Source organism: Streptomyces marincola, from assembly GCF_020410765.1.
GTDB classification, from domain to species: Bacteria; Actinomycetota; Actinomycetes; order Streptomycetales; family Streptomycetaceae; genus Streptomyces; species Streptomyces marincola.
The window spans coordinates 2,736,661-2,760,506 of the sequence record NZ_CP084541.1 but is presented as its reverse complement, the minus strand read 5'-3'; the positions used below and the strand labels follow the sequence as shown (position 1 = coordinate 2,760,506).

General features: G+C 72.9%; 20 protein-coding genes and 1 pseudogene. 8 read left to right on the top strand and 13 right to left on the bottom strand.

What is annotated here, in order from left to right; genetic code table 11:
• Positions 1 to 45 precede the first annotated feature (45 nt).
• Positions 46 to 3,636 carry a S41 family peptidase gene (locus tag LC193_RS11665; protein ID WP_226073849.1) on the bottom strand — a complete coding sequence of 1,197 codons (3,591 nt, stop codon included), beginning with the start codon at positions 3,634 to 3,636 and terminating at the stop codon, positions 46 to 48.
• A 179-nt stretch (positions 3,637 to 3,815) separates the two neighbouring features.
• Between LC193_RS11665 and LC193_RS11660 the strand changes: the two genes are divergently transcribed.
• A complete protein-coding gene (locus LC193_RS11660; RefSeq protein ID WP_226073848.1) occupies positions 3,816 to 6,065 on the top strand; it encodes an MMPL family transporter in 2,250 nt (749 codons plus the stop codon).
• 233 nt (positions 6,066 to 6,298) lie between these two features.
• Here LC193_RS11660 and LC193_RS11655 read toward each other — a convergent pair.
• The 6 genes and pseudogenes from LC193_RS11655 to LC193_RS11630 form a co-directional block, all read right to left on the bottom strand.
• Positions 6,299 to 7,250 (bottom strand): annotated as a pseudogene (locus LC193_RS11655) (ribose-phosphate diphosphokinase).
• Positions 7,251 to 7,306: 56 nt separating this feature from the next.
• A complete protein-coding gene (locus LC193_RS11650; RefSeq protein WP_226073847.1) occupies positions 7,307 to 8,947 on the bottom strand; it encodes a penicillin-binding transpeptidase domain-containing protein in 1,641 nt (546 codons plus the stop codon).
• Between the two features lie 233 nt (positions 8,948 to 9,180).
• Positions 9,181 to 9,921: a class I SAM-dependent methyltransferase gene (locus LC193_RS11645; protein WP_226073846.1), complete on the bottom strand. Its 741-nt coding sequence runs from the start codon at positions 9,919 to 9,921 to the stop codon at positions 9,181 to 9,183.
• Between the two features lie 94 nt (positions 9,922 to 10,015).
• A complete protein-coding gene (locus tag LC193_RS11640) occupies positions 10,016 to 10,285 on the bottom strand; it encodes a hypothetical protein (protein ID WP_226073845.1) in 270 nt (89 codons plus the stop codon).
• A gap of 55 nt (positions 10,286 to 10,340) precedes the next feature.
• Positions 10,341 to 11,717, bottom strand: coding sequence for an AAA family ATPase (locus LC193_RS11635; protein ID WP_226073844.1), 1,377 nt, complete (start codon positions 11,715 to 11,717; stop codon positions 10,341 to 10,343).
• Between the two features lie 64 nt (positions 11,718 to 11,781).
• Positions 11,782 to 13,494 carry a dolichyl-phosphate-mannose--protein mannosyltransferase gene (locus LC193_RS11630; protein WP_226073843.1) on the bottom strand — a complete coding sequence of 571 codons (1,713 nt, stop codon included), beginning with the start codon at positions 13,492 to 13,494 and terminating at the stop codon, positions 11,782 to 11,784.
• A gap of 61 nt (positions 13,495 to 13,555) precedes the next feature.
• On the opposite strand from LC193_RS11630, the gene rsmI reads away from it, so the two are divergent.
• From rsmI to rsmA, 3 genes are all read left to right on the top strand, one after another.
• Positions 13,556 to 14,407, top strand: a complete 852-nt coding sequence (gene rsmI / locus LC193_RS11625; RefSeq protein ID WP_226073842.1) for a 16S rRNA (cytidine(1402)-2'-O)-methyltransferase — start codon at positions 13,556 to 13,558, stop codon at positions 14,405 to 14,407.
• A 128-nt stretch (positions 14,408 to 14,535) separates the two neighbouring features.
• The gene (locus LC193_RS11620; RefSeq protein ID WP_226073841.1) at positions 14,536 to 15,387 is read left to right on the top strand and encodes a TatD family hydrolase; all 852 of its coding nucleotides are present in this window, start codon (positions 14,536 to 14,538) and stop codon (positions 15,385 to 15,387) included.
• On the top strand, positions 15,384 to 16,256 hold the full coding sequence (gene rsmA / locus LC193_RS11615) for a 16S rRNA (adenine(1518)-N(6)/adenine(1519)-N(6))-dimethyltransferase RsmA (protein WP_226073839.1): 873 nt from the start codon (positions 15,384 to 15,386) through the stop codon (positions 16,254 to 16,256). Before LC193_RS11620 ends, rsmA begins: the two co-directional genes overlap by 4 nt.
• 88 nt (positions 16,257 to 16,344) lie before the next feature.
• On the opposite strand, the gene LC193_RS11610 is transcribed toward rsmA, so the two are convergent.
• From LC193_RS11610 to LC193_RS11590, 5 genes are all read right to left on the bottom strand, one after another.
• Positions 16,345 to 17,031: a pentapeptide repeat-containing protein gene (locus tag LC193_RS11610; RefSeq protein ID WP_226073838.1), complete on the bottom strand. Its 687-nt coding sequence runs from the start codon at positions 17,029 to 17,031 to the stop codon at positions 16,345 to 16,347.
• Between the two features lie 113 nt (positions 17,032 to 17,144).
• Positions 17,145 to 17,360, bottom strand: coding sequence for a DUF397 domain-containing protein (locus tag LC193_RS11605; RefSeq protein WP_226073837.1), 216 nt, complete (start codon positions 17,358 to 17,360; stop codon positions 17,145 to 17,147).
• A 2-nt stretch (positions 17,361 to 17,362) separates the two neighbouring features.
• On the bottom strand, positions 17,363 to 17,704 hold the full coding sequence (locus LC193_RS11600) for a Scr1 family TA system antitoxin-like transcriptional regulator (RefSeq protein WP_226073836.1): 342 nt from the start codon (positions 17,702 to 17,704) through the stop codon (positions 17,363 to 17,365).
• A 396-nt stretch (positions 17,705 to 18,100) separates the two neighbouring features.
• Positions 18,101 to 18,316 (bottom strand): DUF397 domain-containing protein, encoded by a 216-nt coding sequence (locus tag LC193_RS11595; RefSeq protein WP_226073835.1) that lies wholly within the window; start codon positions 18,314 to 18,316, stop codon positions 18,101 to 18,103.
• A 2-nt stretch (positions 18,317 to 18,318) separates the two neighbouring features.
• Positions 18,319 to 19,134 carry a helix-turn-helix domain-containing protein gene (locus LC193_RS11590; protein WP_226073834.1) on the bottom strand — a complete coding sequence of 272 codons (816 nt, stop codon included), beginning with the start codon at positions 19,132 to 19,134 and terminating at the stop codon, positions 18,319 to 18,321.
• 152 nt (positions 19,135 to 19,286) lie between these two features.
• Between LC193_RS11590 and LC193_RS11585 the strand changes: the two genes are divergently transcribed.
• Together LC193_RS11585 and LC193_RS11580 are read left to right on the top strand one after the other, a co-directional pair.
• The gene (locus LC193_RS11585; RefSeq protein ID WP_226073833.1) at positions 19,287 to 19,454 is read left to right on the top strand and encodes a hypothetical protein; all 168 of its coding nucleotides are present in this window, start codon (positions 19,287 to 19,289) and stop codon (positions 19,452 to 19,454) included.
• Positions 19,455 to 19,574: 120 nt separating this feature from the next.
• Positions 19,575 to 19,808, top strand: a complete 234-nt coding sequence (locus LC193_RS11580; protein ID WP_159029868.1) for a hypothetical protein — start codon at positions 19,575 to 19,577, stop codon at positions 19,806 to 19,808.
• Positions 19,809 to 20,062: 254 nt separating this feature from the next.
• Here LC193_RS11580 and LC193_RS11575 read toward each other — a convergent pair whose 3' ends face one another.
• Positions 20,063 to 20,743 carry a GNAT family N-acetyltransferase gene (locus tag LC193_RS11575; protein WP_226073831.1) on the bottom strand — a complete coding sequence of 227 codons (681 nt, stop codon included), beginning with the start codon at positions 20,741 to 20,743 and terminating at the stop codon, positions 20,063 to 20,065.
• Between the two features lie 196 nt (positions 20,744 to 20,939).
• Between LC193_RS11575 and LC193_RS11570 the strand changes: the two genes are divergently transcribed.
• Both LC193_RS11570 and LC193_RS11565 read left to right on the top strand, forming a co-directional pair.
• Positions 20,940 to 21,884 carry a 4-(cytidine 5'-diphospho)-2-C-methyl-D-erythritol kinase gene (locus tag LC193_RS11570; protein ID WP_226073828.1) on the top strand — a complete coding sequence of 315 codons (945 nt, stop codon included), beginning with the start codon at positions 20,940 to 20,942 and terminating at the stop codon, positions 21,882 to 21,884.
• Positions 21,877 to 23,724 (top strand): ABC-F family ATP-binding cassette domain-containing protein, encoded by a 1,848-nt coding sequence (locus LC193_RS11565; protein ID WP_226073826.1) that lies wholly within the window; start codon positions 21,877 to 21,879, stop codon positions 23,722 to 23,724. The genes LC193_RS11570 and LC193_RS11565 overlap by 8 nt, the downstream gene beginning before the upstream one ends.
• Positions 23,725 to 23,846: the final 122 nt, after the last annotated feature.

Here is a 23,846-nt window from a genome sequence, read left to right as displayed (position 1 = left end):
CTCCTCGACGTGTGAGACCGGTGAGGTGGTGAGGTGTGACCAGCGTTACATGTCCCCGGCTTCTTCGCATTCCGGGCCGTACGTGGCCGCGGGGCCGTAACCGACCGTGCGCGGCGGCAGCGGCGGCCGGCCGCGGTGCGGCAGGTCCCGGTAGCCGGGCGGCACGCTCGCGGGGTGGCGTTCCAGCAGGTCGAGCGCCACCCGCACGGCGGTCTGCAACACCACGGGGCGACCCTCGGCCCAGTCGACCGGCGTGCGCAGCGCCTCGATGTCCGGCACGACGCCGTGGTTCTCGACGTCCCAGCCGTAGGCGTCGAACCAGGCGGCGTTCATCGGCACCGTGATGTACGTGCCGTCCCCCAGCTCGTGCTGGCCGGTGATCCCGACCACACCGCCCCACGTGCGGCAGCCGACGACGGGGCCGATGCCGAGCAGCCGGAACGCCGCGCTGATCATGTCCCCGTCCGACGACGTCGCCTCGTCGGCCACCGCGACGACCGGGCCGCGCGGCGCGTTCGACGCGTAGCTCACGGGCTGCGCGTCGCGGGTCAGGTCCCAGCCCAGGATCGTGCGCGTCAGCTTCTCGATCACCAGCTCGCTGATGTGCCCGCCCGCGTTCCCGCGCACGTCGACGATCAGCGCCTCGCGCGAGAACTCAAGCCGCAGGTCGCGATTGAACTGCGCCCAGCCGGAGCCGCCCATGTCCGGGATGTGCACGTAGCCGCAGCGCCCGCCGCTCAGCTCGCGCACCACCTCGCGCCGCCTGGCCACCCAGTCCTGGTAGCGCAGCGACCGGTCGTCGACCAGCGGCACCACCGCGACGCGGCGGCGGCGCCCCCCTTCCTCGGCGAACGCCAGCTCCACGCTCGTGCCGCCGGTCCCCGCGAGCAGCGGCCAAGGTCCCGCGACCGGGTCGACGGGCCGGCCCCCGACGTGCGTGAGCACCGCGCCCTCCCGCACGCCGCTGCCCGCGAGCGGCGAACGCGCCCTGGAGTCGGACGAGTCGCCCGGCAGCACGCGGGCCAGCTGCCAGCCGCCGTCCTTCGCGCGCGCGAAGTTCACGCCGAGCAGGCCCTGCGCGCGCTGGTAGTGCGGCGGGCCCTCGTTGCGGCGGGCCGGGGCGACGTACGCGTGCGAGGTGCCCAGCTCGCCCATCGTCTCCGCCAGCAGGTCGGCGAACTCGTCCGGGCTCGCCACGCGTTCCACCAGCGGCCGGTACTGGTCGAGCACGCCCGACCAGTCCACGCCGCACATCCCGGGCTCCCAGAAGTAGTCCCGGACGATGCGGCCCGCCTCGTCGAACGCCTGCCGCCACTCCGCGCCCGGGTCCGCGACGTGCACGATGCGCCGCAGGTCCACGTGCACCTGGGCGTCGCCGTCGCCGCCCTCGGTCGCGGGCACGGTCCGCAGCGCGTCGTCCTCGGACACCACGAGCCGCGTTCCGTCGCCGCTCGGCGCGAACCAGTCGACGTCGGTGGTGAGTTCGGTGCGCTTGGCCTTGGTGAGGTCGAAGTGTTCGAGGGTCGGCCGGCCCGAGGTGTCGTCCGGGTTGACGAACGTCTCGCCCAGCGCCCCCGAGATCGGCCACCGCAGCCACACCAGGCCGCCGCCCGAGACCGGGTAGAGCGAGGAGTACTTCGAGGCCGGCACGGGGAACGGCGTCACGCGGCTGCCGAGCCCGTCGGCCTCGACGCGCACGGTGCCGTCCTCGCCGCCGATGTCCTCCGGGTCGAGCCCGCCGGCCGCCGGGCGGCCCTCCGGGGTGATCGCGAACGGCGAGCGGGTCGCGGAGGACAGCGGCACCAGGTAGGGGCGGCAGCCGAGCGGGAACGACAGGTCGCCGGTGTGCACGTCGTAGACGGGGTCGAAGCCGCGCCAGGACAGGAACGCCAGGTACCTGCCGTCCTGCGTGAACACCGGCTCCTCGTCCTCGAACCTGCCGTCGGTGACGTCGAGCACCGTGCGCTCGGCCGCCGCGAACCTGACCAGCCTGATCTGGCTCAGCGAACGCCCGACTCCCGGCTGGGCCCAGGCGAGCCACTGCGAGTCGGGGGAGAACGCCAGGTCGCGGACGGGCCCGTTCGCCGACCTGAGCAGTTCCACGACCTCGCCCTCGGGCAGCCCGGCCTCCCCGGTCTCCTGGGCTTCCCCGGTCTCCGCCGTCTCCTCCGCCCCGCCGGCCCCGGCACCGGGATCCCCGGCCGCCTCGGACTCGGCCTCCGGCCCCGGCCCGTTCGCCGCGTCGGCGTCCGCGTCGGCGTCCGCGTCGGCGTCCGCGTCGGCGTCCGGCTCGGCCTCCGCGCCCTCCGACTCGGGCCCCGGCTCGGGAACGGCGGGCGTCTCCGGCGACGGAACCGCGATGACCAGGAGCCGCCCGTCGTGGGCGGCCACCGCGAGGGTCTGCCCGTCCGGCGAGGCGGTCAGCTCCCGCACGCGGCCGATCGCGCCGGCGGCGATGCGCAGCGGGTCCTGCCCGCCGCTGGCGCGCGGCAGGTAGGCGATCTCGATGGCGTCCTCGCCCTCCGCGTCCGTGACGTACGCGATGCGCCCGGTGTCCCCCAGCATCTCCGGCAGCCGGATGCGCACGCCCGGCGTCCCGGCCAGCGCGCGCGCCGGGCCGTCGCGGTGCGTCAGCCAGTACAGCGCGCCGCGCACGCACAGCGCGCTGGCCCGCCCCGTGGTGTCCACGGAGAGGCCGTCCACGTGGCTGGCCGTGCGCACCTGGTACGGGCGGCGGCCGGTGCGCGGTCCCGCCAGCCGCACGTCGAGGCGGCGCGGCACCGAGCCGGGGCCGAGGTCGTCGGCCAGCCACAGGTCGCCGCCGCACTGGTAGACCACGCGCCGCCCGTCGGTGGCCGCGTGCCGGGCGTAGAACGCGTCGTGATCACTGTGCCGCCACAGTTCCGAGCCGTCGGGGCGGCAGGAGTACAGATTTCCGATCCCCTCGTGATCGGAGAGGAACGCGATCCGGTCGCCGACGAACATCGGGCTGTCGACGTGCCCGTTCAGATCCGGCAGCAGGCGCCTGCCGTGCAGCCACAGCTTGCCCGCCGCGCCGCCCCGGTACCGCTTCCACGCGGCGGGCTCGTGCGGCGCCTTGCCGGTCAGCAGCAGCGTCCGCCGGTCGCCGCCGTGGCCGCTGACCGCGATGTCGGCCACGGGACCCCACGGCAGCTGGTCGCCCGGCCCGCCCGCCGGGTCCAGGCTGTAGGCCCACGTGTAGTGGGAGAACGGCTGGTTGTGGGAGCCGACCGCGAGCACCCGGCTCGCCCCCGAGGCGTCCGGCGGCGTCCAGCCGCAGACCCGGGTGTCGTAGGAGCCCCAGTGGCTGAGCTGCCTGACCGGCCCGCCGTCGACCGGTGCGAGGTGGATCTCGGGGTCGAGCGTGCGCCAGTTCGTGAAGGCGATGTGGCGGCCGTCGGGCGAGAACCGCGGCGGGCCGGTCCGGGTACGATCGGCTGTGAGCCGCCAGGCCCGGCCCGTTTCCCGGCCGGCGGCGGGCAAAGGCGCCAGCCAGAGATCGTCTTCTGCGACAAAACACAGCAGATCACCGTGCAGGTGCGGGAAGCGCAGATATCCATCGGCCTCCTGGGCGCGGCTCGCGGATACGGCGGTTGAGGTGGGTTCGTCGCTCACGCCTCCATGCTTCGGTGCGCGCAATCCACCGGCAAGTCAGTCACAAAGAGGCGTGACGTGTGATCCCCGACACAATCGCCCTCCCGGGGTCATCCCGCCCGGTCCGCATCGCGTCTCGGGACATGAGCTGACACCTCTTCCATCGACTCCCTAGATTCCCGGACAGGAGAACCTGCCCCGTGGCCACGTTCTTGTACAAACTCGGACGCCTGTGCTTCAGGCGCCGCTGGTGGGCCGTGCTGCTCTGGATAGCACTGGTCGGCGGCCTCGGTGCCGGCGCGGCCACGTCGAGCGGTGCGGTGCCCGACGACTTCGCGCTGCCAGGCACGGAGTCCCAGGAGGCCTTCGACCTGATGGCGGAGGAGTTCCCGGAGGCGAACGCCGAAGCCGTCGAGGGAACCGTCGTCTTCCAGGCCCCCGAGGGCGCCACCCTCACCTCGGGCGAGTATTTCGACGCCGTCCAGCAGGTGCTGACCGAGCTGGGGGCGGGCGACGAGGTCCTCACCGTCGTCGACCCGTTCGAGACGGGCGCGGTGAGCCAGGACGGCACCATCGCCTACACCACCGTCGACTACGCGGTCGAGACCGGGGACGTCTCCACCGAGATGCACGACCAGCTCGTGGCGGCGATGGAGAGCGGCCGTGACGCCGGCCTGACCGTCGAGGCCAGCGGCGAGGTCGCCATGGGCCCGATGCACATGGGCAGTGCCGCCGAGGCCATCGGCCTGGTCGTGGCCGCGATCGTGCTGGTCATCACCTTCGGCTCGCTCATCGCGGCCGGTGTGCCGGTGCTCACCGCCCTGATCGGCGTCGCGGTCGGCATGGCCGGTATCGCGGCCCTGAGCACGACGCTCGGCCTCTCCGAGACCACCGGCATCCTCGCCATGATGCTCGGCCTGGCGGTCGGTATCGACTACGCGCTGTTCATCGTCTCCCGGTACCGGGCCGAGCTGGTCGAGGGCCACAGCCACGAGGAGGCCGCGGGCCGCGCCACGGGCACCGCCGGTTCCGCCGTGGTCTTCGCGGGCCTCACCGTCATCATCGCGCTGGCCGGCCTCGCCGTCGTCAACGTTCCGCTGCTCACCAAGATGGGCCTGGCCGCCGCGGCGAACGTGGCCGTCGCCGTGTTCGTCGCGCTCACCCTGGTGCCCGCCGTGCTCGGCATCGTCGGCAAGCGGATCTTCGGCCGCCGGATGCGCAAGCAGAACCCGGAGACCGGCGTTCCCACCTCGCTCAACAAGGAGGGCAAGGAGAACGGCGGCACCCGCTGGGCCCGCGCCGTGCTGCGCCGCCCCGCGCTCGCGCTCGTCGTGTCCGTCCTGGGCCTCGGTGTGCTCGCGGTGCCGGTGGCCAGCATGGAGATGGGCCTGCCCGACAACGGCACCCAGCCCGAGGACTCCACGCTCCGCCAGTCCTACGACCTGCTCAGCGAGGGCTTCGGGCCCGGCTTCAACGGCCCGCTGATGCTCACCCTCGACGGCGGCGACGGCGTCGACCTGGAGAGCGCCGCGACCACGGTCAGCGGTGAGCTGGGCGCGCTGGACGAGATCGTCCTCACCGCGCCGCCCAACTTCAACGAGGACGGGAGCATGGCGACGCTGCTCGCCTTCCCCGCCACCGGCCCGTCCGACTCCGAGACGGCCGACCTGGTGCACCACCTCAGGGACGACCTGGCACCAGCGCTGGAGAGCCAGACCGGCGCCGCCGTCCTGGTGACCGGCATGACGGCCGCGAACATCGACTTCTCCGAGGTCATGAACAGCGCGCTGGTGCCCTACCTGTCCCTCGTGGTCGGCCTGGCGTTCATCCTGCTGATGCTGGTGTTCCGCTCGGTCCTGGTGCCGCTGAAGGCGGCGCTCGGGTTCCTGCTCTCCGTGCTGGCCGCGCTCGGTTCCGTCGTCGCGGTCTTCCAGTGGGGCTGGGCGGCCGAGCTGATCGGCGTCGAGGAGACCGGGCCGATCATGAGCATGATGCCGATCTTCATGGTCGGCGTGGTCTTCGGTCTCGCCATGGACTACGAGGTGTTCCTGGTCACCCGCATGCGGGAGGCGTACGTCCACGGCGAGGACCCGAAGCAGGCCGTGGTCACCGGCTTCAACCTCAACGCCCGGGTCGTCACCGCCGCCGCGATCATCATGATCAGCGTGTTCGCCAGCTTCGCGATCACCATGGACGAGGCCATGATCAAGATGATCGGCTTCGGTCTCGGCGTGGCCATCCTGCTGGACGCCTTCGTGGTCCGCATGACCCTGGTGCCCGCGCTGATGGGCCTGCTCGGCGACCGCGCCTGGTGGCTGCCCAAGTGGCTGGACCGCGTGCTGCCCAACGTGGACGTCGAGGGCGAGTCGCTGGAGCGCTACCTGGAGTCCAACGGCAAGGGCCGTGGCTCGCTCAAGAAGGAGGAGCGGGAGCCCGCTCCCGTCGCCTGACCCCGACGACGACCGGCCACCGGGCCGCGTCCGCCGTCTCCCCGTGGAGCCCGGCGCCCCACCCCCGCCCGTGCGGGGGCGGGGCGCCGGGCTCCCGGCCGTTTTGGCACCGTGCGCCGGACGTCGCGGCTCCGGCGGCGGTCGGGGCCGTCCGCGCGGGGGTGAACGCCGGCACCGCGCCGATCAGGGCTTGTCAGTGCCACTCAACGCCACTCAACGCCGGTCAGTGCTGGTCAGTGCTGGTCGAAAAGGGCGCTGACCGACTCGCCGTTGTGGATGCGCCGCACCGCCTCCGCGAGCGCGGGCGCGATGGACAGCACCCGCAGCTTGCCCGTGCGCTCCTCCGCCGGAATCGGCACCGTGTTGGTGCACACGATCTCGCGCACCCCGGGCTCCTGGCTCAACCGCTTCAGCGCGCCGTCCGCGAACAGGCCGTGCGTGCACGCGATCCGCACCGAGGTCACGTCCATCTCCCGCAGCAGCCGCAGGAGTTCGAGCACCGTGCTGCCCTTGGCTATCTCGTCGTCGAGCACGATGACGTCGCGGCCCGCGACATCTCCGATGACCGAGCTGATCGTCACCCGGTCGTCGGCGTACCGCTGCTTGGCGCCCGCCGCGACCGGTATGCCGAGCAGGCGCGCGAACGCGGCGGCCTCCTTGGCGTTGCCCAGGTCGGGCGAGACGACGACGGCGTTGCTCAGATCCTGCCCTCGGAAGTGCGCCGCCAGCTCACGCAGCGCGTGCAGGTGGTCGACGGGAACGCTGAAGAAGCCGTGCACCTGCGGCGAGTGCAGGGTCATCGCCAGGACCCGGCCCGCGCCCGAGGTCACCATCAGGTCGGCGATCAGCCGCCCGCCGATGGAGATGCGCGGCGCGTCCTTCTTGTCCGACCTGGCGTACGCGTAGTGCGGCATGACCACCGTGGTGCGGGCCGCCGACGCGCCGCGCGCCGCGCGCCGCGTCCAGCATCAGCAGCAGCTCGACCAGGTGCTCCTGGACGGGCCTGACCAGCGGCTGGATCAAGTAGACGTCGCGCTCCCGGCAGTTGGCCTCCAACTGCACCTGAAGGCAGTCGTTGGCGAACCGGTCGACCCGCGTCGGCAGCAGCGGCACCCCGAGGTGGGCGCAGACCTCCGCGGCCAGTTCAGGGTGCGCGCTGCCGCTGAAGACGGCGATCTCCCGCATGTGTGACACCTCCTCGGCCGCCTCCCTGGCGGCCGGGGCCACGGTACGCGGTGCCGTCAGGGCGCCGCGCGGAGCACGTCGGCCACGACCGGCCCGGCGAACTCGCCGCCGTGCCCGGACTCGGGGATCACGGCCGCGACCGCCAAGTCGTTGCGGTAGCCGGTGAACCAGGCGTTCGGCTTCTCCTGCCCGTCCACCTCGGCGGAGCCGGTCTTCGCGCCGATGTCGCCGCTCAGGCCGGACATGGCCGCCGACGCGGTGCCGCTGGTCGCCGTCCGGTTCATCAGGCCGCGCAGCTCGCCGGCCGCGGCCAGGCCCTGCGGGGCCTGCGCGAGCTGCCTGCCGTCGAAGTCGGCCGGTACGAGGTAGGGCTGGCGGAACGTGCCGTCCTTGACCGTCGCGGAGACCGAGGCCATGGTCAGCGGGTTCATCCGGATCGCGCCCTGGCCGATCAGCGCCGCCGCCATCTGGGCGTCGGACTGCGTCGGCACGGTGCCGTCCATCGTCGTCGTGCCGACCTGCCAGGTCAGGCCGAGGCCGAACACGTCGCGCGCGTGGTTCCCCAGCTCCGCGTCGTCCAGTTCCGGCGCCTGGCTGATGAACGCGGTGTTGCAGGAGGCGGCGAAGCTGTCGGCGAACGTGCCGCCCTCGATGTCGAACTCGTCCAGGTTCTGGAACTGCCAGCCGCCGTGCTCGAAGTACTGCGGGCACGGGTGCTGCTCATTGGCCGCCGCCAGGCCCCGGTCGATCAGGAGCGAGGCCGTGACGATCTTGAACGTCGAGCCGGGCGCGTAGCTGCCTTCGAGAGCGGTGTCGAACCCGTCGGCCGGGTTGTTCGCGATGGCCTGGATGGCCCCGGTGCTCGGCTGGATCGCGACCACGGCGCCCTGCCCGCCCTCGGCGAGCGCGTCCTCCGCGGCCTGCTGGATCGCGGGGTCGATCGTCGTGGGCACCTGCCCCGTGACGGGCTCGGAGATCTGGAGCAGCTGCTCCACCGTCTCGCCCTCGGCGTCCACGATGCGGGTCTCGACGGCCGCGGCGGCCCCCGACTCCTCCGCGTAGCGCTCACCGAGATCCGCGATGACCTGGCCGAGCGAGGGGTAGTCGGCGGCCGAGAGCACATCGCCGTTCCGGTCGAGCATCTCCACCGGCGGCGTCTCACCGGCCGGGCCCGTCTCGATCGAGAGTCCCGCGTCGAGCGCCGGGTGCACCAGGGCCGGGTCCCACGCCACCACGGGCTCGCCGCTGCCCTCGTCGCGGACGACCGTGAGCCGCGACTCCCAGTCGAGCTCGGCGGGTTCCTCGTCCTCGTAGGAGACGACGGCCGCCACCGTGAACGGCACCTCGGCGTCCTCGGGCGCGCCCGGCTCCAGCTCGACGGAGGAGAACGCGGCATCTTCGGCGAGCGCGCCGAGCGCGGCCTCCGCCGCCTCGGGATCGTCGGTCAGCCGGGCAGCCGCCTCCGCGTCGCCCCCGGCCCATGCGGTGAGGAAGTCCTCGGAGGCCGCGCGGACCTCCTCCGCACTCGGCGCTCCGGCCCCCGCGCCGTCGTCGGGCGTGCCGTCGGACGCGGTGGCCGCCGTTCCCCGGTCGGTGTCCTGCCCGTCGTCCAGCATGCTGTAGGCCCCGAACCCCACCACCGACACCACGGCCGCGCTGACGCCGGCCATCAGCGCGATGCGCTGCCCGTTCCGCATGAAACGCCTGCCCCCTTCGCACCCCGCGAACGCGCTGCACCGCGCCGCTGTTTCGGCAGCCTACCTGCTGCTTCCCGCCGTCCCCGCCGTCCCGGCCCGCCACTGCGGCGGGGACCGGCAGCTGTAGCCAAACGGTGACACGGCGGCGGCAGGACCGGGGGGAACCCGTGCGCGGGGCGCGCCGCGTTCCGGGGCGAAGTCGGCGCGGCGCGACGCTCGTTACGCGCCGTTCGTCACGCGTCGGGCAGCCGGTAGACGGAGACGTGCGAGGGCGACTCGGCGGTGAACTCGGCACCCTGCCAGTCCGCGTGCCGCGACTCAAGCGCGAACCCGGCGAGCTGGCCCATGAGATCGAGCTCGGCCGGCCAGATGTAGCGGTGCGGGCTGCGGTAGAGACGCGCCTCGCGGCCCGCGCCGAACCGCACGTGGTGGGACACCATGTGCTGCTTCAGCACGTCGTAGGTGTCCACGCCGAGGTAGCCGGGCTCCGAGTGGAAGACCACGCCCCGCTGGCCGCGCGGCAGCTCACGCAGGCCGGGAACCCCGAGCTCGATCACGAACCGCCCGCCCGGCTCCAGGTGGCGGGCCGCGTTGCGGAAGCACGCGACCTGCTCGGCCTGGGTGAGGAGGTTGGAGATCGTGTTGAAGACGAGGTAGACGAGCCGGAACGGCCCGGGCGCCTCGGCCGTCGCCATGTCACCGACCACGACGGGGAGCGTCGCCTCGTCCACCTTGGTACGCAGTCGCTCGATCATCGGCCCCGACAACTCGACACCCGTCACCGGAACGCCGCGCCGCGCGAGCGGAACGGCCACCCGGCCGGTCCCGATGGCGAACTCAAGCGCTCGTCCCCCCGCGGCCAGTTCGGCGAGGCGGTCCACGGTCGGCCCCAGCACCTCGGGCGCGAACATGCCCGTGCCCGGGGTGTCGTAGTTCGCGGCGGCCTCGGCGTCCCAGATCTCGTCCTGTCGCATCCCACCAACCTGCCCCGGCGGACGCCCCGTTGTCGACGCCTTTTCCCTCCTGCTTCCGGCGGCCGTCCCGAGGTCGGGGACGGCCGCCGGTCAATCACTCTTCGTCCCGTTCCGGAAGCGGGAGGTAGCGGCTCGGGCCGGGCTCCCGGCCCTCCGGTGGGTAGTCGCAGTCGAGACTCGCGACCTCGTAGTCGCTGCCCTCGTTCTGCTCCCGGTCGACGACCACCGCGGCGGTGCACGCCCGGCCGTGCTCGTCGGTGAACGTGACGATCTCGCTGTAATCCGTCGGCGTGCCGCAGCCGATGAGCAGCAGCGCCGCCGCACCGACGGCCACCGCTGTGCCGAACTGCCTCAGCCGCCCCATGTCTTACCCCTCCACGAGCCCGACCGCGCGCCTCTGGTGACGCTCTGTCACGTCGTCACCCTAGCCGCTGCGGAGGGGACCGGTCCCGGCTCGTCCGCACGTCGACGCGTTCGAACGGATCGCACCACGTGTCACCGGGGGGACGGGGTGCCGTAGTTCCCCGCGGCCTCGGCGTCCCAGATCTCGTCCTGTCGCATCCCACCAACCTGCCCCGGCGGACGCCCCGGTACGGGCTGTCGAGACCGAACAGGTCGGAGAGCACCGCGTCGTCGCCGGTTCCGTAGACCACGCGCCGGTAGAGCGCGTCCTCGACGACCTCGGCGGGCGCGTCCTCGTCGGGGCCCGGCAGGCGGATCAGTCCGGCCGGATCGGCGGCCTGGCAGATGTAGGGGCTGTGCGTGGTGACGATGAACTGGACGCGCGGGAAGTGCTGCTTCAGCCAGTCCCCGATGCGCTGCTGCCAGCTGACGTGCAGGTGCGCGTCGATCTCGTCGATCAGCACGATGCCTGGCGTGCGCAGGGCGACGCGTCCGTCCTCGCGCGCGACGCGCAACTCGCCGTGGTGGGAGAACAGGTGGCGCACCAGGTCGAGCACCAGCGCCGTGACCGTCCGGTACCCGTCGCTCATCTCGGCCAGCGGAAAACTCTGCTGCCCCCGCCTGACCCACAGGCCCGACGAGTTCACCTTCTCGACGATGTACCCGTCGGGCAGGAGTCCGTCGCCCAGCAGCTCCTCGACGGTGTCGAGCACGTGGGCCGCCGCGTTGTCGCCTTCGAGCCGCCGCAGGTGCAGGCCGACCATCCACGCCACGCCCTCGGCGAGTGAGGCGTCCTCGTCGAACAGGGTGGCGAAGCGGCTGGCGTGCTCCTGGGTCTCCGTCGGGTTGCGCCGGTCCGCGATGGTCCTGGACAGGCGCCGGTACGGCCCGTATCCGGCGCCGAAGGTGTTGCGGGTCAGGAGGAGGGGAACCCGCGGAGCGCTGTCCGTTGAAGCATTGGCCTGGGGCGCGATGAGGCTTTGGAACCACCCGGGAACCATCAGGGGGATGCTTCTTGGCCAGTCGTTCCGTGTGGGAACGGGCAGAACGATGCGCACCTGCCCGTGCTCCTCCGGTTCCGCGGGCGGGGCGGAGGGCTCGGGGAAGAGGGCGGCCGACTCCTCGTCGTCCATGCGGAAGGAGGCTTCGATGATGCCTTCCGACTCCTCCGACGAGCGCCAGTTCGGGTAGTCGGGGGCCAGGTTCTCCGCGACCCGGTCGCCCGCCAGGGTCAGGGCGATGGCCCGCAGGAGCGAGGTCTTCCCCGAACCGTTCCGGCCGGCGATCACGGTCCAGCCCGCGAACGTGCCGTCCGGCCGGACGAAGGGCAGGTCGATGGCGCGGCGGCCGTGGAAGCCCCGGATCTCCGACATCCTCAGCCGTGACAGATACATGTTCCTCCGGTCCTCCTCGTTCCGCCGGGCGTGCGGTGTCGGCCGGGCCCGGGCCCTGGCGCGTTCAGATCCAGGTGTCCAGCCACATCCGGGCGCGCCAGCCGTCGAGCGGGATCTCCGTTCCGGTGTAGATGGGGTGGAAGTAGATGAAGTTCCACACGATGAGCAGCACCAGCACGCCCGCGCCGACGATCCCGGCCACGCGGCGGCGTTCCGGGCAGCCCGGCGGGCCCAGGATCGCGCCGATCATCATGGCCACCGCGAGGCACAGGAACGGCACGAGCACCACGGCGTAGAAGTAGAAGATCGTCCGCTCCTGGTACAGGAACCACGGCAGGTAGCCCGCCGCGACGCCGCACAGGACCGCACCGGCCCGCCAGTCGCGGCGGAACAGCCAGCGCCACACGGCGTACACCACCGCGAAGCAGCCCGCCCACCACAGCAGCGGTGTGCCGAGCGCGAGCACCTCGCGGGCGCAGCCGCTCGCGTGCTCGCAGCCGTCCTCGCCCTGCTCGCGCGAGGAGTAGAAGTACGTGACGGGGCGGGTGGCGGCCAGCCAGGTCCACGGGTTCGACTCGTAGTCGTGGGCCGAGGTCAGGTCCACGTGGAAGTCGTAGACCTGGAACGTGTAGTGCCACAGGCTGCGCAGCGGCCCCGGCACCCACGAGAAGGAGCTGTCGGCCCCGTTCTCCTCCGCCCAGTTCCGGTAGTACCCGCCCGAGGTGGCGAACCAGCCGGCCCAGGCCGCCACGTAGACGACCAGCGCCACCGGTACCGTCGACACGAACGCGGGCACCGCGTCCCGGCGCAGCATCGCCCGGTAGGGGCGGGGCGCGCCCGCGGTGCGGCGGGCGGCGGCGTCCCACAGCACGATCAGGATGCCGAACGCGGCCAGCACGTACAGCGCGTTCCACTTGGTCGCGGCGGCGAGGCCGAGGCAGATCCCGGCGGCGACGCGCCAGGGACGCGGGCCGAGCCGCAGCCGGGTGCCGATGTCCGCGTCCGGGCGCAGCAGTCCGTCGCCGCCGGTGGGCAGCGCGGCGGCGAGCCGGGCGCGGGCCGAGTCCCGGTCGGCCAGCAGGCAGCCGAACGCGGCCAGCAGCCAGAACATCAGCACCAGGTCGAGCAGCGCGGTCCTGCTCATCACGAAGTGCAGCCCGTCCACGGCCATCAGCAGCCCGGCGAGGCAGCCGAGCGCGGTGGAGCGGAAGAGGCGGCGGCCGATGCGGCACAGCATGAGCACCGAGAGCGTGCCGAGCACGGCCACCATGAACCGCCAGCCGAACGGCGTGAGGCCGAACATCCATTCGCCCAACGCGATGACCCACTTGCCGCCCGGCGGGTGCACGACGTACGAGGCCTCATCGGCCTCGGGCGTCCGGCCGGCGATGATCTCGTCGTCCGCGTTCTCGGGCCACTCGGTCTCGTAGCCGTGCTGGAGCAGCGACCAGGCGTCCTTCGCGTAGTACGTCTCGTCGAATATCACGGCGTCGGGGGAGCCGAGGTTGACGAAGCGCAGGACCCCGGCCAGCAGGGCGACCAGCAGCGGGCCGCCCCAGGCGGACCAGTGGGCGAGCCGTCGCGCGGCGGCGGGGGAGAGGCCGAAGTACTGCCACAGCTTCGCGCCCGGCAGCGGGTAGGGCGGAACGAGCCGTTCCCTGACGCCGGCCCCGGCGCGCGGCGTGTACCCGAAGCGGCGCAGGCGCTGCTCCCACGGGGGCGGGGACGGGGCCGCGTCGTCCCGGTCCTCGGTGACGGTCTGGCTGCTGTGGCTCATCACGGGCCATCTTGGCATCCGGGGCCCGGCCGCCCGGTCCGGATGGGCCAGGATGTGGGGTATGACAGGCACGTTGGTACTGGCCGGAACCCCCATCGGCGATCCGGCGGACGCCCCGCCCCGGCTGGGCGCGGAGCTGTCCGCCGCCGATGTCGTCGCCGCCGAGGACACCCGGCGGCTGCGCCGTCTCGCCCAGGAACTCGGGGTGCGCGTCGAGGGGCGCGTGGTGTCGTACTTCGAGGGGAACGAGACCGCGCGCACGCCGGAGCTAGCGGAGGAACTGGCGCGCGGGGCGCGCGTTCTCCTGGTCACGGACGCGGGGATGCCGTCGGTGTCCGACCCCGGGTACCGGCTCGTGGCAGCCGCGGTCGAGCGGGGGGTCCGGGTGACGGCCGTGCCGGGGCCGTCGGCGGTGCTGACGGCGCTCGCGCTCTCGGGCCTGCCGGTCGACCGGTTCTGCTTCGAGGGCTTCCTGCCGCGCAAGGCGGGGGAACGGGCCAAGCGGCTGGCCGCTGCGGCGGGAGAGCCGCGGACGATGGTGTTCTTCGAGGCGCCGCACCGGCTGGCGGCGACGCTCGCGGCGATGGCGGAGGCGTTCGGGCCCGCGCGGGCGGCGGCGGTCTGCCGCGAGCTGACCAAGACGTACGAGGAGGTGCGGCGCGGCCCGCTGAGCGAGCTCGCGACCTGGGCGGCCGACGGGGTGCGCGGCGAGATCACCGTGGTGGTGGCGGGCGCGGAACCGGACGCGGAGCGGCCGGGGCCCGAGGCCCTGGCCCGCCTGGTCGCCGAGCACGAGGCGGCGGGCCGCCACCGCAAGGAGGCCATCGCGGAGGTGGCGCGTTCCTCCGGGGTGCCCAAGCGCGAGGTGTTCGACGCGGTCGTCGCGGCCCGCGCGGCGGCGCGCGGCGACTGAGACCGACGCGGGGGCGCGGGGGCGCGTTCCGAGGGGCGGGCGGCCGTTGCGCGCGGGCGTGCGGGCCGCGCGTTCCGAGCGGGCGGGCGCCGGGCGTGGGGCGGCGGCGCGCTGCGTAGGATCGGGGCATGCCCAAGTCCGCGAAGGCGAAGGCCCAGGAAACCGTCCCGCCGCCCGTCCCCGAGCCGCTGGCCGTTCCTGTCGCCGACGCGCACACCCACCTCGACATGCAGGACACCACGGTCGAGGAGGCGCTCGCCAAGGCCGCGGCGGCCGGGGTCACCCGCGTCGTGCAGATCGGCTGCGACGTCGAACGCGCCCGCTGGGCGGTGCGCACGGCCGCCGAGCACGAAGACGCGATCTGGGCCGCCGTCGCCCTCCACCCGAACGAGGCGCCGCGCATCGAGGAGGCCGAAGGGCCCGCCGCCCTTGACGCCGCGCTCGACGAGATCGCCGAACTGGCGACCGCGCCGCAGGTCCGCGCCATCGGCGAGACCGGCCTCGACTACTTCCGCACCGGCGCCGAGGGCGTCGCGGCGCAGCAGCGTTCGTTCCGGCGGCACATCGCACTGGCCAAGGAACTGGACAAGGCGCTGGTCATCCACGACCGCGAGGCGCACGACGACGTGCTGCGCATCCTCCGTGAGGAGGGCGCGCCGCGCCGCACCGTCTTCCACTGCTACTCGGGCGACGCGGCCATGGCCAAGACCTGCGCGGCCGAGGGCTACTACATGTCCTTCGCGGGCAACGTCACGTTCGCGAGCGCCCAGCCCCTGCGGGACGCCCTCGCGGTCGCGCCCCCGGAGCTGCTGCTCGTGGAGACGGACGCGCCGTTCCTCACCCCGGCGCCGTTCCGCGGTCGGCCCAACGCGCCCTACCTGATCCCCGTCACGCTGCGCGCCATGGCAGCGGTCAAGGGCATGGCCGAGGACGAGCTGGCCCGGCACATCGCCGCCAACACCGAACGGGCCTTCGGGTGACGGCCGGACCGGGCGAGGACGCGCTGCTCGGGCCCGCCGACGTCCGCGAGCTGGCGGCGGCCCTGGGGCTGCGCCCCACGAAGCAGCGCGGGCAGAACTTCGTGATCGACGCCAACACGGTGCGCCGTATCGTCCGGGCCGCCCACGTCGGCCCGGACGACGCGGTGCTCGAAGTCGGCCCCGGGCTCGGCTCCCTCACGCTCGCGCTGCTCGCGCAGGCGCGGCACGTCACGGCCGTGGAGATCGACGACACGCTCGCCGCGGCGCTGCCCGCGACCGTCGCGGCGCGCCTGCCCGCGCGCGCCGACCGGTTCACGCTGGTGCACCAGGACGCGCTGCGCGTGACCGAACTGCCCGGGCCGCCCCCGGACGCGTTCGTCGCGAACCTGCCGTACAACGTGGCCGTCCCGGTCCTGCTGCACATGCTCGCCACGTTCCCCGGCATCAGGCACGGCCTGGTCATGGTGCAGGCCGAGGTGGCCGACCGGCTGGTCGCCGCGCCCGGCTCGAAGGTGTACGGCGTGCCGTCCGTGAAGACCGCCTGGTACGCGGAGGCGCGCCGGGCGGGCGCGGTGGGGCGCAGCGTGTTCTGGCCCGCGCCGAACGTCGACTCCGGGCTCGTCGCGCTGACGCGCCGCGAACCGCCGACCACCACCGCCACGCGCGCCGAGGTGTTCGCGGTCGTGGACGCGGCGTTCGCGCAGCGCCGCAAGATGCTGCGCTCGGCGCTCGCGCCGTGGGCCGGTTCGGCCGCCGCGGCCGAGGCGGCCTGCGCGGCGGCGGGCGTGCCGCCCGGCACGCGCGGCGAGGCCCTGTCGGTCGAGGACTTCGCCCGCCTCGCGGAACACAAGCCGCAGCCCGGCACCTGACCCCGCCGCCCGCCGGTGCCGCGCCCGCCCGATCAGCCGGTGCCCGGCGGACGGCCCGGCCAGAACGCGGCGACCGAGGGCAGGCGGGCTACGCGTCGTCGAGGTCTTCGCCGTAGGTGACGTCCAGCTCCGCGGCGATGGCCTCGGCCAGCTGAAGGGTCTGCGCTCTGTCGATGATCACCTGCGAGAGCGAGGCGACCCCTCGGAGTCGGCCGAGGTCGTTGCCGCGCAGGTCCAGGCCGCGATAGGTACCGCCGTCGAACTCGGTCTGCCGCAAGTCGCAGTCATCGAACAGCGCCCCACTCAGATCGGCTGCCGTCAGCGTCGTCTCCCGCAGGGAGCACCGGGAGAAGAGCACGGGCCCGGCGGCGCGGACGCGGGAGAGGGCGCTGTAGTCGAGCTTGCAGTTCTCGAACAGGACGTTGTCGAGGGCGACATCAGTGAGCATGGCCCCCATCAGCTTGCAGTCGCGGAAGACGGTGCGGGTGACCTTGCTGTCGGACCAGCGCAGAGAGCCCAGCTCGCAGCCCGTGAACTCCACCGAGTCGACGCGGACCCCGGCCAGCCTCACTCCCTGGGCTTTCAGGCCGAGAACGCGCCCGGCCATCAGGTGCGTGTCGGCCAGGTCGAGTGCGCGCAGGTCCGCGTCCCCGTAGTGGAACTCCGCGACCCGGCCGCGACCGCCTTCGAGTGACGTCACCCGGGACAGATACTGGCCGGGCTCGTCCAGCGTCGGCAGGGTGACGCTCGTGCGGCGGATCGTACGGGTTTCCATCAGGATGCCTCCCGGCGAGGTGGGTCGGTGCGGCGCCCCCGCCTCGACCGGCCGGACCTGTGGTCCGGCCGGGCGGAGCGCTCGGTTTCAGGCAGGCCGGGCGGCCCGAACGGTCAGGCGCGGCGGTCGTCGAGTGTGGCGACGAACGTCTGCCAGGCGGCGGCCGGGAAGGCCAGCACGGGCCCGGCGGGCACCTTGCTGTCCCGAACCGGCACCGCACCACCCCCCACGACCACCCCCGGCGCCCACTGGACGCATTGCCCACCCGCTGATCCGCTGTAGGAGGAAGCCTCCCAGCGAACGGCGGACAGGTCGAAGTCGGAGGCCATATCTACTCCCTCAACAACATCTCGATCATTTCAGCTGAATCATCGGGCGGGAGGGCGTTGGCACGCAAGCGATCAAAAGTGCGGGCGATCTGGGTCACGGCACTTGCAGTTCGCTGAAGCATTCCGTCGACGGGGGCATCCGACCAGACGACGGAGGGTCTTTGCTCGCAGTACAGAAGGGTTAAGGAGGTCACGTGCGCCGCCGCCGCTCCCGCGCTGCTCGGGATCATTTGCAGATCGACGTTCGGTCTCGACGCGTAGGACAGCAGGTGCTCCAGCTGGAGCGCCATCGTCCTGGCGCGCTTGACGCGTGCACCGGTGTGCTCGTCAGTGTGTTGCGGCATCCCGACTCCGTCCTCGGGTGACACCTGGACGCTACCCCCGTCGGCTCAGGGGGAACAGCACAACGGCCCGCCCCACGGCGGGCCGTTGTGCTGTCCCGGGCCCAGGTCGCGGGTTGGCTGGGGCAGGTCGAACGGTCGCCCTGCGGCTGATCGAAGCCCGTAAGCACGCCCGCGCGCGCGACGCACGCGTCGCGTCCCGGGCCCTGGCTGACTGAGGCGGTAGGTGGGCCTGAAGGCCCGCCGCGACCCGCCGCGTCGCGGGCCGAGGCGGCCTGCGCGGCCGTCCGGTCTGCCGGTGCTCGGCCGGCGCCCCAGCCAGAACGCGGCGCCCGGCCGGACCTGCGGTCCGGCCGGGCGGGTGTGCTCGGCATCGGGCAGGCCGGGTGGCCCGAACGGTCAGGCGCGGCGGTCGTCGAGTGTGGCGACGAACGTCTGCCAGGCGGCGGCCGGGAAGGCCAGCACGGGCCCGGCAGGCGCCTTGCTGTCCCGAACCGGCACCGCACCACCCCCCACGACCACCTCCGGCGCCCACTCGACGCATGTGCCGCCGTTCGAACCGCTGTAGGAGGAAGCCTTCCAGCGAACGGCGGACAGGTCGAAGTCGAGGGCCATGTCTACTCCTTCAGCGACATCTTGATCATTTCAACTGAATCATCGGGCGGGAGGGCGTTGGCGCGCAAGCGATCAAAGACCCGGGAGATCTCAGTCACCACGCTCGACGATCGCTGGAGAGTCCCGTCGGTAGTGCTGTCGGCCCAGACGACCGGAGGGTTCTGCTCGAAGTGCAGAAGCGTGAAGGAGGTGATGTGTGCTGCCGCCGCTCCAGCGCTGAACGGCATCACCTGAAGATCCACGTTCGGCCTCGCCGCGTAGGACAGCAGGTGTTCAAGCTGCCGAATCTTCGCTGCCTTGCCTCCGACCGGAGTGCGGAGGCAACACTCGTTCAGTACGACCCACAGCCTCGGCGCGTTCACCCTGTCCAGAATTTCGCTACGGCGGGCGCGGGCTCTGACTTTGCCCTCGATCACCTCGGGATCCGCATGGGGGGAACCTGCTCGGAACAGCGCCCTCATGTACTCCTCCGTCTGAAGCAGCCCACAGACACAGTACGAGGAGTAGTCGAGAATCGTGCGAGCGGACCTCTCAAGTTTCAGGTAGGGCTCGAACCAGCTTGGCGAATCGCTGTCCTGGAGTCGGGCTCGCAGCCTCTCGAACAGGCCATTGGTGCCGAATGCGGTGTCGCAGCCGCGTACGAACTTCAGGCTCGGGAAGATGTGGCCGCTCTCGACCTTGCTCACGTACCCCTCCGAGTACCCGGCGGCCGAGCCGAGCCCTTTCTGCGTCAGCTTGCGACCAACGCGTACCTCCTTCACCTCGATCCCGAAGGCGGTGGCGGCGTTCAAGTTCTCAGACGGATCGTCATCGTTCATGCGTCTGACCTCTAACTATGCGGCGGATTACGGGGAGCAGGCAGATTGAATCCCTTGAAAGGAGCGAATCAAGTAGCAACAAAGTCTACCCGCTGCGTGTTGGGGCGGTCACAGTACGAACAGGCAGCGAGCGCGATTCGGCAGGTGACGAGATGACCACCCCACAACCTGAGCCCTCCGGCGAGGCGGACCCCGAACAGGGCGCCGCTGAGCGGGAGTTGGTGAATCCGTCGGAGACGATTGCCGAGCGGACGGCGGCGTTGCTGCGGGAGGCGGAGCGTCTTGCGGCGGCGGTTCGTGACCATTTGGAAGGGCGATAAGAACATGAGTCGGAAACGAGATGAGCGGCACGTTCCCGGCGCCCGCCGGGCCGAGGTGGTCGCGCAGGCCGTCACGGGGTGCGCGCTCGTGCTGGCTGTGACGCTCGCGGTGGTGGCGCGATGAGGCCGCCGGGCGTTCAGGTCGCCGTGGAGGTCAACGCCGCCACCGTCCGCCGTGGCGACCAGCTCATGATCGGCGGCCAGGTCTTCGTGATCAGCGACCTCACGAGCATGCAACGCGGCGCCAAACGGCTGCACTTCACCTCGGGCGAGAGCATGACGCTGCACCCGTCCACGATCCTGTGGGCCGCCCGCCGCACCGACCCCCGCATCGCCCGCCGCCGACCGTTCTGACGAACAACGCGGCCCACCCCTCCCGCTGCGGTCACCGGCATGAGCGAACCAGCCGACCCACCCGACCGCGCGCCTCTCTTTCCTGCCACCGATCCGCCCCCGGCCCAGGCCGGGGGCGGATCGGTGTGCCGCGGCGCTACGCCGCTGGCGGGGTCGCGGGCGCCGGGGGTGCGCCACAGGTTTTCGTCGATGCCGTACCGGCCTGCCGGATGGCGTTCGTGGTGCGGGTGTTCGTGAACAGCGCCTCTCCCAACTCAGGGCGTAGGCGCGGGTGGCGGAGCCCCGTCGCCGCGCAGCCGTACGCACACGGCGAACGGGGCGTCGTCCTGCTCGCCTGCCGCCCCTTCGACCATGCCGCGGCTGCGGATCTCGCCCGCGTACCGCATGCCGATGCGCTCCATGACAGAGCGCGAACGCACGTTGTGTCGGACCGTGCAGGAAACCACGGCCCGCATCCCCAGGGTGTCGAACGCGAACGCCAGCCCCGCACGCCCGATTTCGGACGCGTAGCCGCGCCCCCAGAACTCGCGTCGCAGTGCCCAACCGATCTCAACCCAGTTGGCGTGCGCGGTGAAGGGCCGGTGCGCGCCATGGGCGGCACGCACCCATGGTTCGTCGGGGAGGAACGCGTAGATCTGGCCCCAGTCGTCGTCGACGGGCGTGCGGGACAGCCCGCCGCGACCGACGACCTCGCCGCTCCCACGGTCGTACGCGATCCACTTGTGGACGCCGTGGAGACGCCATGAGTCACCCATGAACGCGGCCGATGCCCTCACCTGTTCGAGGCTCGGCCTCGCGCCGCTGTACCAGGGCCATACCTTGTCGTCCTGATGCACACGCCAGAGGTCGAGCGCCTTGGCGGGGCGGACCGGTTCGAGTCGTAGGCGCTGTGTGAACCGGGGGGTGTCGAGGTCGGCAAGCGGTGGATCTCCCACGCGGTGCAGCGTCCCATGGGGGCGGTGGACACGCATCGGGTTTGCCGCGGGCCGCCACCCTCCGTGACCGATCCGCGGAAGCCGCTTCCGGCGGTTTCGACCGCGCGCGTGCGTTCACCGGAGCCCCGCTCCCGTGGCGTGGCCCACCACCGATCCGGCGGCGGGCGGCCGGCGTGTCGGTGCCTAGAATCGTGCGGTGTCACAGCCTCCCCGCCCGGCGCCCGGCCGGTCCGTCACCGTCCGCGTGCCCGCCAAGGTCAACGTGCAGCTCTCCGTCGGCCCCCGCCGCCCGGACGGCTTCCACGACCTGGCCAACGTCTTCCTCGCCGTCGGCATCCATGACCGCGTGACGGCGACGCCCGCGCCGGACGGGCGGGGGCCCGGCATCAGCTGCTCGGGACCGGGCAGCGAGCACGTTCCGCTCGACGGCCGGAACCTGGCGGTGCGGGCCGCGGAACTGCTCGCCGCCCACCACGGGTTCGCGCCCGACGTGCACCTGCACATCGACAAGGACATCCCCGTCGCCGGCGGCATGGCGGGCGGCAGCGCCGACGCGGCGGGCGCGCTGCTGGCCTGCGACACCCTGTGGGGCACGCGGACCCCGCGCGCCGACCTGCTTGAGCTGTGCGCGCGGCTCGGCTCCGACGTGCCGTTCAGCCTCGTGGGCGGCGCGGCGCTCGGCGAGGGCCGGGGCGAGCGGCTGACGGAGCTGCCGGTGGGCGGCACGTTCCACTGGGTGTTCGCGCCCGCCGACGGCGGCCTCGGCACCCCCGAGGTCTACCGCGAGTGCGACCGGCTGCGCGGCGCAGCCGCCGTGCCCGAGCCCGCCGCCGACCCGGCGCTGCTCGCCGCGCTGCGCGCGGGCGACACCGCCGGGCTCGCCGCCGCGCTCGCCAACGACCTCCAGCCCGCCGCGCTCTCGCTGCGCCCGGGCCTCGCGGCCACGCTCGCGGCGGGCCTGGCGGCGGGCGCGCCGGCCGGTCTGGTGTCCGGTTCCGGGCCGACGTGCGCGTTCCTCGCGCCGGACGCCGAGGCCGCCGCCGGGATCGCCGCGGCCCTCGTGGCGAACGGGGTCAGCCTCCGCGCCCGTGCGACGGCCGGGCCCGTTCCCGGGGCGACTACCATCGAGTCCCATGCCTGAGTCCGCCAAGCCCGCCAGGAACCTCGCGAACCTGGAATCCGTCCGCAAGGTGTACGGCACCCGCACGGTGCTCGACGGCGTCTCGCTCGGCGTCGGGGAGGGCGACCGCATCGGGGTCGTGGGCCGCAACGGCGACGGCAAGACCACACTCGTGCGCGTCCTCGCGCGCCAGGAGGAGCCGGACTCCGGCCGGGTCACGCACTCGGGCGGGCTGCGGCTCGGCGTGCTGACGCAGTCGGACACGCTCGACCCGGCCGCGACCATCAGGCAGGAGGTCATCGGGGACCTCGCGGACCACGAGTGGGCGGGGAACGCGGCGGTCAGGTCCGTGCTGACCGGGCTGTTCGGCGGCCTGGACCTGCCGGCGTTCCCCGACGGCCTCGACACGGTCATCGGCCCGCTCTCCGGCGGCGAACGGCGGCGCATCGCGCTCGCGAAGCTGCTGATCTCCGAGCAGGACCTGATCGTGCTCGACGAGCCGACGAACCACCTCGACGTCGAGGGCATCGCGTGGCTCGCCGCGCACCTGCGGGCCCGCCGTTCCGCGCTCGTGGTCGTGACCCACGACCGGTGGTTCCTCGACCAGGTCTGCACGCGGATGTGGGACGTGCAGCGCGGCGCGGTGCACTTCTACGACGGCGGGTACAGCGACTACGTGTTCGCGCGCGCCGAGCGGGCGCGCGTCGCGGCGGGCGAGGAGGCCAAGCGGCAGAACCTGATGCGCAAGGAGCTGGCCTGGCTGCGGCGCGGCGCCCCGGCGCGCACCAGCAAGCCCAGGTTCCGCATCGAGGCCGCGAACGCGCTCATCGCGGACGTGCCGCCGCCCCGGGACAACGCCGAGCTGATGCGGTTCGCGGGCGCGCGCCTCGGCCGGACGGTGTACGAGCTGGAGAACGTCACGGTGGCCGCCGGCGGCCGGGAGCTGCTGACCGGCGTCACGTGGCAGCTCGGCCCCGGCGACCGGGTCGGCCTGGTCGGGGTGAACGGCGCGGGCAAGACCTCGCTGCTGCGCGCGCTGCGCGACGGGCGCGCCGCCGGTGGCCGCGTGGTGGTCGGCAAGACGGTGCGGCTGGCGTACCTGTCGCAGGAGGTCGGGGAACTCGACCCGACCTGGCGGGTGCTGGAAGCGGTGGAACGGGTGCGGGCCCGCGTCGACCTGGGCAAGGGCCGCGAGATGACGGCCTCGCAGCTGTGCGAGCGTTTCGGCTTCGGCAAGGAGCGGCAGTGGACGCCCGTCGGCGACCTCTCCGGCGGCGAGCGGCGCCGGCTCCAGATCCTGCGGCTGCTGATGGACGAGCCGAACGTGCTGTTCCTCGACGAGCCGACGAACGACCTCGACATCGAGACGCTGACGCAGCTTGAGGACCTGCTGGACGGCTGGCCCGGCTCGCTCGTCGTCATCAGCCACGACCGCTTCTTCCTTGAGCGGACCACCGACCGCGTCTACGCGCTGCTGGGCGACGGGGCGTTGCGGATGCTGCCGCGCGGCGTCGACGAGTACCTGGAACGCCGCAGCGCGCGGCTGGCCGACGCCGCTCCGGCCGCCGACCGCGCGGGGGCGCCTGCGGACGGCGGTGCCGCCGCCGGCACCGGAACCGTTTCCGGTGGCGCGGCCGGGGCGAAGCCGGCGCAGCTGTCGCGCGCCGCGCAGAAGGAGATCCAGCGCATCGAGCGGCAGCTCGACCGCATCGGGGAGAAGGAGAGCGCGGTGCACGCCGAAATGGCACAGCACGCGACGGACTTCGCGCGCATGGCGGACCTCGACGCGCGCCTGAGGGAACTGGCGGGCCAGCGGGACGAGTTGGAGACGCGCTGGCTGGAGCTGGCCGAGGAGGGCTGAGCCGCGCGCCCGCGGCGGGCGGGAAGGCGGCGGGGAACGGGGCGGAACCGCGCGGGCCGTACCGGTGTCCGATGGTAGAAAGAGCTTCGCTCGGACGGAGCAACGTGCCGTCGTGCCGGTCC